Below are 8,734 nucleotides of genomic sequence, written 5' to 3' on the forward strand. Positions count from 1 at the left end.
CCGCGCGCGGCTGGCACGCTGCCAACCCCGCCGCGTGGGACGCCGGCGACGCCGAGTTGACCGCTAAACTCACTGGCATTATCGCCCGCGCTGTCGCAGTGAAGGTTGAAGTCGTCTCGATCGACGAATTCGAGCGCGGCGAGCGGATTACACTCAACTACGGCCACACCATTGGCCATGCGATCGAGCAACTGCTCGGCTATCGCCTGCTGCACGGCGAATGCGTCGCGATCGGCATGGACGCCGCGGCGCGGATTGCGGTCGCGCTCGGTCTGTGTGCGCCAGAGCTAGTCGAGCGGCAGCGCACCCTACTCGCCGCTTACGGCCTCACCACCGCAATGCCGGCAGACCTTGACCGGGAAGCGATTTTGACGCTCATCACTCGCGACAAGAAGGTGCAGGCCGGCAAGGTGCGCTGGGTGTTGCCCACCGCCATCGGCCAAGTCACTGTGCGCAGCGACGTACCCATCGCCGTGATCGAAACGGTGTTAGCGTCGCCACCGGCGTTGTAGGGGCAGAGCGTGCTCTGCCCCTACGCCCCCGTTTTCGCCTGCACAATCTCGCGCACCATCGCAAAATTCTCGGCGGTGCAGGCCAGCAAAAACGGCGGCCCGCTGGGAGGGTAAAGGATCAGTTCGCACTGTTGTTCATCAACCTCTACCTTCCGCACCTGCCCCCAGCGGATCGCATAGTTCGTGCGCACCGCCATCCCCGATCCCGTCACAGTGGTCTGCCCGCTCAAGAGCGATCTGGCTCGCACCGCTTTCATAAAGATTCGGATCCCGTCCGCTGACCTGAGATCGCACACCTGTCTCGTCAAGCCGAATATGTTGCCGGTAGCCAAGCAACTTGAACAGCACCATCGTGACCAACAGCAAACCCAGTACAGCAGCAGCGACAATACCGATCACCTGCAAGGCGGTGAACCAGCGATCGTGTTCGGTTACAATGGCGATCAACAAGCCAAGCAACAGGATCGGGACGCCAAACACCAGCGCCATTTGCCGCCAAATGGCCGGGTTCCGAAACGGTGATGCATCAACCTGCCATTCGAGCGAAACCGCGGGGGAATTCATACGTGACACTTTCTAAGCAAAGCGTGTGTTAGCGTAAGAACAACATCTCTACGTCCTCGTTTTCGCCTGCACAATCTCGCGCACCGTCGCAAAATTGTCAGCGTTGCAAGCCAGCAGAAACGGCGGCCCGCCTTTGCGGTAGAGGGTCATCTGGCGCTGCCGTTCATTAACTTCCACCTTAGTCACATCGTGCCAGCGAATCGCATCGCCGGTGCGCATCACGAGCCCGGCCCCCATTGCCGAGGGCCGGCCACTGAACAGCAAGCCAATCCGCACTAGTTTCAAAAAGACGCTCGTGCGCCCGCTGACCTTCGCCTGCACACCCTCTTCGTCAAGCTGAAAATGCTGCTCGTATCCAACGAGAGTGAACACCAGCATTGCCAATAGAAACAATCCCAGAAGTATGCCACCGATCAGGCCCATCATCTGCAAGGCGACTTGCCACCGATCCTGCTCGGTAATCGCAGCTATCAACAGCCCGACCAACACTATCGGAATGCCGAGCACCAACCCCATCTGCTGGAGCACGACCCGATTCCGAAACGGTGACGCATCAACCTTCCATTCGAGCAACAATGTGGACGAATTCATGGATTTACGTTCCTTCCCCAGACGCAGCCGTTCAGTACGATGGAGCATCACCCAGACTGCTGTCACTGCCGGCGGTAGGTGAACGAGCGCGCCAATCATCGCTGCCGGCACGTTTTTGACCGCACCAATGAAGATACCCAGTCAAAATTGTCGGCGGTACCAGCGAACAGGAACGTCAGCCTGCCGCTGCGGTGCAACATCATTTGCCGCGACGGTTCATCTACCTCTGCATAATGCACATCACTCCAGCGCACAGCACCACCGATATTCGACAGCGATATCGGCTGGCGGCTCGCGCTCGCTTTCCACGCTGGCTGCAGCGAGGCGCTCACCGGCAAGCCAACCTGCGCCATCACGCCTTCATTGAACATACTAAACAAGTACCGGTATCCCATTCGATCGAACAACCACGCCGCTATCACCATCATCGTCAGCAACGTAGAGGTAGCCGTAGCAGCCTCCTTTCGCGATGCGCTTGATATCTTGTTTGCACAGTAGCCAGAGGCGATGTTGTTTGCAAGAGAAAGGAAGCTAACCTTCGGCGAATCTTTCGCGACGGCGCTCTCATTTACTAGCAAGAGCCGCTGCAACAGCGAGCGCCGCACGAACGTGCGGCGCTCAAGACAGACGGCGTTATCAACAGCATTCTCGATCAACCCATTTCCAACTCGCGCCGGCCCAACGCGCTCATCCGCCCCCATGCCACCGCGAGCGCCGCAATCGCAAATGGCAGAATTTCGACAGTAGCCATTAGCGCAATATCCTCGGCCAACGTCGTCTCTTCATCAAGGAAGCGCAGCACGCGCTGGATCGGGTTGTGGCGGAACAGATTGGCGAAGAAGCGATGGCCCGGCGTTCGTCCGGCATCGAGCACATTGAGCAACACGCTATCCATCCACGCATGGCGCTTAAAGCGCGACTGGGGGTAAAACGGATGCCCATCCCTGATCAGACTCTCAACGATCTGCCGTGTCTGCCACTGGATGCGCTGGAAGGTATAGCCGGTGGACGGCTTGCTCATCCCGCCAGCGGTGCCGATATTGAGCACACGCGGGCTAGGGCGCAGCGGCAACGGCACGTCGCTCATCGGAATAACGCCATATTCGACATGCGTGATCTCGTAGCGGTCGATGCCTAACTGTTCGGCGATATACCGCTGCAAACCGGCTTCGTATTCGGCTTGGCTAACGAGTTGCGGCGAGAAGATCGTGTACTCGACCAGCGCGGTATGGGCATCGAACGGCAAGACGTAGCCAAACCGCACATCACCCACCTGCGGGATGCGAAAATCCATGAAGGTGGCCGCTTCGGCATCAAACACTGGTCGCGGGGTTGTGATCACCCACCCCTTAAAATGCTGCAACCATGCATGATAGCCGGGCGGCGCCGGCGCCGGCCGGTAGACGCTGTTAAAGCCAAACTGCGCGGTGTAGGTCTTGCCGCCAACCGTCACTGCCACCCCATCAGGCAACTCGACAAACCGTTCGACATTGCCCTGTATGCGCGTAATCTGCGGGCGGAACGCCATCCAGTCGTCAACAAACCGGTAAAAGTCAATGCCCTGTATCAACTTATATTGGTAGGGCGCAATCGCCAACCGCGCCGACCAGCGATCATCGTACAACCAGAGATGATCCCAGCGCCGCGAGACGACCGCTTCAAACGGGCCGGCTCCCACTTCCCAAAAACACCACGTGCGATCGTTCCGCCGGGTTGGGTTCGGATCAATCAAGAGGATCGAGTGTTCAGCCAACGCGCTCTGTCCAAGGTGATAGGCCAGACTGAGACCGGCGGCGCCAGCGCCGGCAATAATGTAATTGTAGTCCATACGCCCTGTTCTCCCTGCGGCCATTTGGCCTGCCCTTTTTGCATTATAACCCGGAGTGTTATAATGGAAGCGACAAGATCGGCGGCAATACCGGTTTGCCGACCAAGTCGTCGCCTACCTTGAAAGGTTCTATATGGGAGCAGTCATTAATGCTAGCGTCCGCCTGCGCGAAGGTCTCCACTTTACCGCCGTGGCCAATTCGGGCCGCCCGATCGAACTCGATAGCCCGCACGAAGGCAATGCTGATCTTGCTGGCCCCTCGCCGATGGAGACAGTGCTGATGGCGTTAGGCGGCTGTTCAGGGATGGACGTGATTAGTATCTTGCGCAAGAAGCGCCAGCCAGTGACCGGCCTTGAAGTGCGCGTGCAAGGCGTGCGCGGCGACGAGTATCCCAAGCCGTACACCGAGATTGAGCTGGTCTACCGCTGCGCCGGCGACGTCGATCCGGCAGCGCTCGAACGCGCCATCGAGTTGTCACGCGACCGCTATTGCCCGGTCTGGTGTATGCTCGGCGCAACGGTAGATATTCGCTACCGCTACGAGATCGTGCCGTCGTTGGATGAGGCAAACTAGCGCGCACCAACCAGCAGCACCGAGACGGCCCGCTGGGCCGTCTCTCTCACCTCTCAAACCCTTTGCCCGTTGTTCACGCTCCTGTTGACGCTCTTGTTGACGCTCAGCCGTTATGCTGGGTTACGTGAACAAGATATGCTGAATCTCCTAGGAGCAACAACCGTATGACGTGGGTGATTGACGCTTCACACTCGATGATTACTTTCTCGGTCCGCCACATGATGATCTCGAAGGTGCGCGGTCGCTTTAGCCGATTTGACGGCACAGTCAATTTTGATGAGCAGAATCCGGTCAATTCGTCAGTGAATGTCACCATCGACGCGGCCAGCATCGACACCCGCGACGAGCGACGCGACGGCCACCTGATGTCACCCGACTTCCTCGATGTCGCCAACTACCCGACGATCACGTTTGCCAGCAAGCGGGTGGAGGTCATTGACGACAGCCATGGCCGCATCATTGGCGACTTGACGATCCGCGGCGTCACCCGTGAAGTGGCGCTGGAAGTCGAGTACAACGGCCAGTCGAAATCGCCGTGGGGCACGCTCAGCGCCGGCTTCAGCGCCAGCACCAAGATCAACCGCAAAGACTGGGGCCTGACGTGGAATGTTGCGCTCGAGACGGGCGGCGTGCTGGTTGGCGAAGAGGTGACGATCGACATCGAGATCGAAATCGTTAAGCAGGTGCCGCAAGAGGAGCCGGTCGCGGCGTAAACCGACAGCAGGAACGCAAAATACTGGTATACTTCATGATAAAGCTGCTTCACGCGGCTTCATTCGTGGAATACACTTGGTGAGGAGGCTATGTCGCTGCAACCTATCGTCGTCTACGGCACCAACTGGTGCCCCGATTGCCGCCGCGCTCAGCGGGTGCTTGACCAGCACGGCGCGCCGTACACCTACATCAACATCGAACACAATCCGGCCGCAGCCGAGTTTGTGGTGAAGGTCAACCACGGCAATCAGAGTGTGCCGACGATCGTCTTCCCCGATGGTTCGATTTTGGTGGAGCCGTCGAACCGGGCTTTGCAAGAGAAATTGAGCCAGATGGCGTAACCGGTAGGGGCAGAGCTTCGCTCTGCCCCTACCTGCTTAATGCTCCTCGGCGCGTTTGGCGGTTTGGGTGCTGTAGGTGCTCTCGAAGATCTTATCGGCGTTGCCGGCCTCAAATCCTTCGCGGCGATGCTCGCGGCGCAGCTCGTGCGGCGGCAGATGGGCAAACGCATCGAGCGGACGCCGTTCGGCAAACTCCACATACGACCCCGCAATCTGGTGGCGCTCGCCGCCGGCAAATTCGGCCCAGATCAGCTCGGCGACGGTGCTCGACTGCAACAGTTTGCCGTCGGGGCTAACCTTGATCTTGCCGCCGGCATCGTTGAGCTTGAAGCCGCGCCGTTCAAGGAAGGCGTTGAAATCGGCGATGGTGTTGTAGCTGGCGGGCAAGTTATGCACCGTGATCGTAAAGTGATTGAGGTAGTAGCGGTTGTAAATGACCCACGCGGCATACTCACTCTCGGCGGCCAAGCGTTGATAATCGGCCCACGTGGGCAAGCGCCAGAGCGGCCGGTGCAGGAAGTCATCCACTTGCGTAGCATCATCCAAATCGAGCGCATCAACCGGATCAGCGGTCACTTCATCGGTATAGCTGCGAATAATCGCTGCCGCTTCCGGCGATAGATCGCCGACGCGCAATTCAGAGATGAAGATGCGCGGCAAATCGGGACGCGGCGGGTGGTACCAGAAGGCAGCGAGCTTCTTGGCCGGGAAGTGATAGCGGTCGCGCCGTTCGTACCCGTAATGCAGAAAAATCTTCTCGAGCGAGCGAATGCCGAGCTGCGGCACGCCCATGGTGCGGAAGGCGATATGGTCATTCTCGATCTCTTCAGGGGAAGCAATAATCCCTTCGGCGACCATCGCCTGCGCGATAGCGGTCACATCCGGCACCCGCTCGCGGTAACGGCGCATTAGGCCGGCTAACACCTGCTCGAAGATGGGGAGACGGTCAGTGGTTGTCGTGGTCATAGCTCCTCGTCTACAATGATCACCACACCGGCGTGGCGGCATATTCTATGGTTGTATCTTACCTTACCACCAGCGCAATGCGGTATCGGTCAAAAGTTGCACTCAGCGGGGCCAAGCGCCGCTCTGCCCCCAGCCCGTATGGGCAGAGCGGTGCTCTGCCCCCTCGCTGCACGTCGTTCCATCAGTACGAGTAGCACGCCGCTCTGCTCCCAGCCTATACGGGCAGAGCGCCGCTCTACTCCCTACGACACCGCCACCGCCGAATAGATCAACGGCAACCACACCCGCACCTCAGTCCCATCGCCGGGACGCGAAATAATCGTCACCTGCCCATCGAGCGCCGCTGCCCGTTCGCGCATCTGGCGCAGGCCCAGATGGCCCGCCGGCGGCTCTTCGCCGGGATTAAAGCCAACCCCGTCATCACGCACGTGAATGATCAACCCTTGATCGCGCACGCCGAGCTTCACCCACACCCGCCGCGCTTGGGCGTGTTTGGCCGTGTTGTTCAACGTCTCTTGGACGAACCGGAACGCGGCTAATTCCAGCACCGGCGGCAGATCGGGCGGCAGGTCGGTGAGATCAATCTCAACATCCCAATCGTGTTGTTCGGCAAACTCGGTGACAAAGCGGCGCAACGCGCCGGCAAACCCAAGCTGGCCAATCTCAATCGGGCGCAGAGCGAAGATTGCGCGGCGCAACTCTTCGATCTGCGCGCGCAGATTCGCTTTGAAGGTCGCAAACTCTTCGCGCAAGCGCGCCGGATCCTGTTCCAGCCAATCTTCCCACAGATTGATCCGCATGCGCATGAAGGCCAGCGACTGGGCCACGCCATCGTGCAGATCGCGGGCAATTCGGGTCCGCTCGGCGCTAATCGCCCGCTCAACCGCCGCAACACTGGCGATCACACGATCGCGCCGCCGGCTATTAACCACCGCTTCGGCTAACTCGCTGGCAACCGTCGCCAACAGCGGCTGGCGCGCTTCGCGCAGCGCTGCTTCACCCTCTTTGAGGAACGCCTCAATCCAGCCGATCGGCGGCGCATCGCGCTCGGCTAGTGGCAACACAAAGCAAGCCGCCCAGCCGCAGGCCTGCTGGGGGCGCAACACCGCCGGCTGAGCCGGCGACGTAGGTAGGGCGCGCAAACCAAACGCAGCCCGCGCCCGTTCCAACATCACCGCATCGATCCCGGTCACCCGCGCCGTATACGGCTGGCCCTGCTCATCGGTCAGCACAATCGTCGCCGCCGCCGCATCAACCAAGCGAGCCGGCAGCGTGATCGCATAATCGAGCATCTCATCGAGGGTGGCGCTCGACGCGACCCGCTGGTTGATTTCATACAGCAATTCCAGCCGTTCATTGCTCTCACGCAGGGCTTCGAACATGCGCGCTTCGTTCGAGATGCGCTCCTGTTCTTGCCGGATCGCCCAACTGAGCACCAACCAAATCGCGGCAAATGCCAGCAACCCCCAAACAATCGGGTCAACCGCCCGCCCGGTTGGTGTCCCCATCGCTTCATCAAACAGAAGATCTTCAACCAGCCGGGTGAGCGCAAACAGCGACCCGACCACCGCCGCGAACGGCCAGCGCAGGCGGATAAGGAGTTCGATCGTATTGCGGGGAGGCGATTTCATAGCCGGTGCGCTAAGACCCGTTCAAACGCCCGATAGTGCAACGGCAAGGCCTGTTCGAGATGCCGGTCGGCCACGGCCCACGTATGCGCGCCGTCGGGCAGAGCTGCCACCGGAACCGCATTCGCGATGCCTAGCGTCGCCAGTGCGCGCAAGAGATACTCACCGCGATAAAAATTCGACCCCCACGGCTCAATATGCTCCGGCCCGTACTGGATCATCCACGTAATCCGCCGCAGCGCCGCCCGATTAGCTTGCATCAACAGACAGATCGGATTCTGCGCGCGCATCACTTCCGGGGTGCGCGGACGGCCCAGCGCCGGATCGAACATCGTCGCGTTGAGCAGCGTATCGTAACGCCGCGCCACCCGCCCGCCGTCGCCGGTATACGGAAACGAACCATCGTAGGCGCTGACGCTGACAAACAGATCGGGATGCAGCGCCACCGCTTTGACCGCCATATAGCCGCCGAGCGAGAACCCGGTCAAGGCCCGCGCCGCCGGGTGCGCGCCGAATTCACGTTCCATCAACGGCAACACCTCATCGAAAAAGAAAGTGGCGAAGCGACCACTGCCCACACCGGGAGCATCGGTAAGCTCCGGCGCGACGAAATCGGCCAGCAGGCCGGGAATGCGATTATCGGCGCTCGCCAAGCCGGGCATTGCCAGCAACAGCGGCCCCACTTCGCCGCGCGCCCGCACCCGTTCGTAGACATCGATCGCGCTCCCGAACCGGCTCTCGTCTTCGCGCCGGTTCACCCACTCGCGCTCGTGACCGCGCAGCAAATAGACCACCGGCAGCGGCAGCCCCTCTGGCTGGTAATCCGGCGGCGCATAGACATACATCCGCCCGGTAACACCTAACGCTGCGCTCGGCCACTCAATCAAGCGCGCGCGTGGATCGATCTCCATGCTCATTCTCCGGCGGCATACCCAACAACTGCGCCAACAGATCGTCCTCGGCCACCGGCGTTCGGCGCGGCAACGGCGGTGGCAGCTCGGCTGGCGCCACCGGCG

The 8,734-nt window shown here is 60.4% G+C and carries 11 protein-coding genes and 1 pseudogene; 4 read left to right on the top strand and 8 right to left on the bottom strand.

Annotated features, from left to right (window positions below; genetic code table 11):
* Positions 1-512: pseudogene (locus tag U9R81_RS15490) on the top strand (3-dehydroquinate synthase); the annotation flags it as partial.
* 20 nt (positions 513-532) lie between these two features.
* Here U9R81_RS15490 and U9R81_RS15495 read toward each other — a convergent pair.
* The 5 genes from U9R81_RS15495 to U9R81_RS15515 all read right to left on the bottom strand — a co-directional run bounded on the left by U9R81_RS15495 (position 533) and on the right by U9R81_RS15515 (position 3,495).
* Complete coding sequence (locus tag U9R81_RS15495; RefSeq protein ID WP_322496332.1) at positions 533-670, bottom strand: hypothetical protein; 138 nt, start codon at positions 668-670, stop codon at positions 533-535.
* The gene (locus U9R81_RS15500; RefSeq protein WP_322496333.1) at positions 651-1,076 is read right to left on the bottom strand and encodes a hypothetical protein; all 426 of its coding nucleotides are present in this window, start codon (positions 1,074-1,076) and stop codon (positions 651-653) included. Before U9R81_RS15500 ends, U9R81_RS15495 begins: the two co-directional genes overlap by 20 nt.
* Positions 1,077-1,124: 48 nt before the next feature.
* Positions 1,125-1,667, bottom strand: coding sequence for a hypothetical protein (locus U9R81_RS15505; RefSeq protein ID WP_322496334.1), 543 nt, complete (start codon positions 1,665-1,667; stop codon positions 1,125-1,127).
* A 95-nt stretch (positions 1,668-1,762) separates the two neighbouring features.
* Positions 1,763-2,323 (bottom strand): hypothetical protein, encoded by a 561-nt coding sequence (locus U9R81_RS15510; protein WP_322496335.1) that lies wholly within the window; start codon positions 2,321-2,323, stop codon positions 1,763-1,765.
* Positions 2,320-3,495, bottom strand: coding sequence for a lycopene cyclase family protein (locus tag U9R81_RS15515; RefSeq protein ID WP_322496336.1), 1,176 nt, complete (start codon positions 3,493-3,495; stop codon positions 2,320-2,322). Before U9R81_RS15515 ends, U9R81_RS15510 begins: the two co-directional genes overlap by 4 nt.
* 133 nt (positions 3,496-3,628) lie before the next feature.
* On the opposite strand from U9R81_RS15515, the gene U9R81_RS15520 reads away from it, so the two are divergent.
* The 3 genes from U9R81_RS15520 (at position 3,629) to U9R81_RS15530 (ending at position 5,124) form a co-directional block, all read left to right on the top strand.
* Positions 3,629-4,069: an OsmC family protein gene (locus U9R81_RS15520; protein ID WP_322496337.1), complete on the top strand. Its 441-nt coding sequence runs from the start codon at positions 3,629-3,631 to the stop codon at positions 4,067-4,069.
* A 164-nt stretch (positions 4,070-4,233) separates the two neighbouring features.
* On the top strand, positions 4,234-4,782 hold the full coding sequence (locus tag U9R81_RS15525) for a YceI family protein (protein WP_066791148.1): 549 nt from the start codon (positions 4,234-4,236) through the stop codon (positions 4,780-4,782).
* Between the two features lie 90 nt (positions 4,783-4,872).
* Positions 4,873-5,124: a mycoredoxin gene (locus tag U9R81_RS15530; protein WP_322496338.1), complete on the top strand. Its 252-nt coding sequence runs from the start codon at positions 4,873-4,875 to the stop codon at positions 5,122-5,124.
* Between the two features lie 36 nt (positions 5,125-5,160).
* On the opposite strand, the gene U9R81_RS15535 is transcribed toward U9R81_RS15530, so the two are convergent.
* From U9R81_RS15535 to U9R81_RS15545, 3 genes are all read right to left on the bottom strand, one after another.
* Complete coding sequence (locus U9R81_RS15535; RefSeq protein WP_322496339.1) at positions 5,161-6,090, bottom strand: DUF1338 domain-containing protein; 930 nt, start codon at positions 6,088-6,090, stop codon at positions 5,161-5,163.
* 242 nt (positions 6,091-6,332) lie between these two features.
* Entirely contained in the window at positions 6,333-7,721 is a 1,389-nt protein-coding gene (locus U9R81_RS15540; RefSeq protein ID WP_322496340.1) for a sensor histidine kinase, read from the bottom strand.
* Positions 7,718-8,629: an alpha/beta hydrolase gene (locus U9R81_RS15545; RefSeq protein ID WP_322496341.1), complete on the bottom strand. Its 912-nt coding sequence runs from the start codon at positions 8,627-8,629 to the stop codon at positions 7,718-7,720. Before U9R81_RS15545 ends, U9R81_RS15540 begins: the two co-directional genes overlap by 4 nt.
* Between the last annotated feature and the right edge of the window lie 105 nt (positions 8,630-8,734).

The organism is Chloroflexus sp. (assembly GCF_034435895.1).
Taxonomy (GTDB): Bacteria; Chloroflexota; Chloroflexia; order Chloroflexales; family Chloroflexaceae; genus Chloroflexus.

Bases quoted from the DNA above. Each gene is read 5' to 3' on its own strand.
- U9R81_RS15500 (WP_322496333.1), bottom strand. From the start codon at position 1,076: ATGAATTCCCCCGCGGTTTCGCTCGAATGGCAGGTTGATGCATCACCG.
- U9R81_RS15505 (WP_322496334.1), bottom strand. From the start codon at position 1,667: ATGAATTCGTCCACATTGTTGCTCGAATGGAAGGTTGATGCGTCACCG.
- U9R81_RS15515 (WP_322496336.1), bottom strand. From the start codon at position 3,495: ATGGACTACAATTACATTATTGCCGGCGCTGGCGCCGCCGGTCTCAGT.
- U9R81_RS15520 (WP_322496337.1), top strand. From the start codon at position 3,629: ATGGGAGCAGTCATTAATGCTAGCGTCCGCCTGCGCGAAGGTCTCCAC.
- U9R81_RS15525 (WP_066791148.1), top strand. From the start codon at position 4,234: ATGACGTGGGTGATTGACGCTTCACACTCGATGATTACTTTCTCGGTC.
- U9R81_RS15530 (WP_322496338.1), top strand. From the start codon at position 4,873: ATGTCGCTGCAACCTATCGTCGTCTACGGCACCAACTGGTGCCCCGAT.
- U9R81_RS15535 (WP_322496339.1), bottom strand. From the start codon at position 6,090: ATGACCACGACAACCACTGACCGTCTCCCCATCTTCGAGCAGGTGTTA.
- U9R81_RS15540 (WP_322496340.1), bottom strand. From the start codon at position 7,721: ATGAAATCGCCTCCCCGCAATACGATCGAACTCCTTATCCGCCTGCGC.
- U9R81_RS15545 (WP_322496341.1), bottom strand. From the start codon at position 8,629: ATGGAGATCGATCCACGCGCGCGCTTGATTGAGTGGCCGAGCGCAGCG.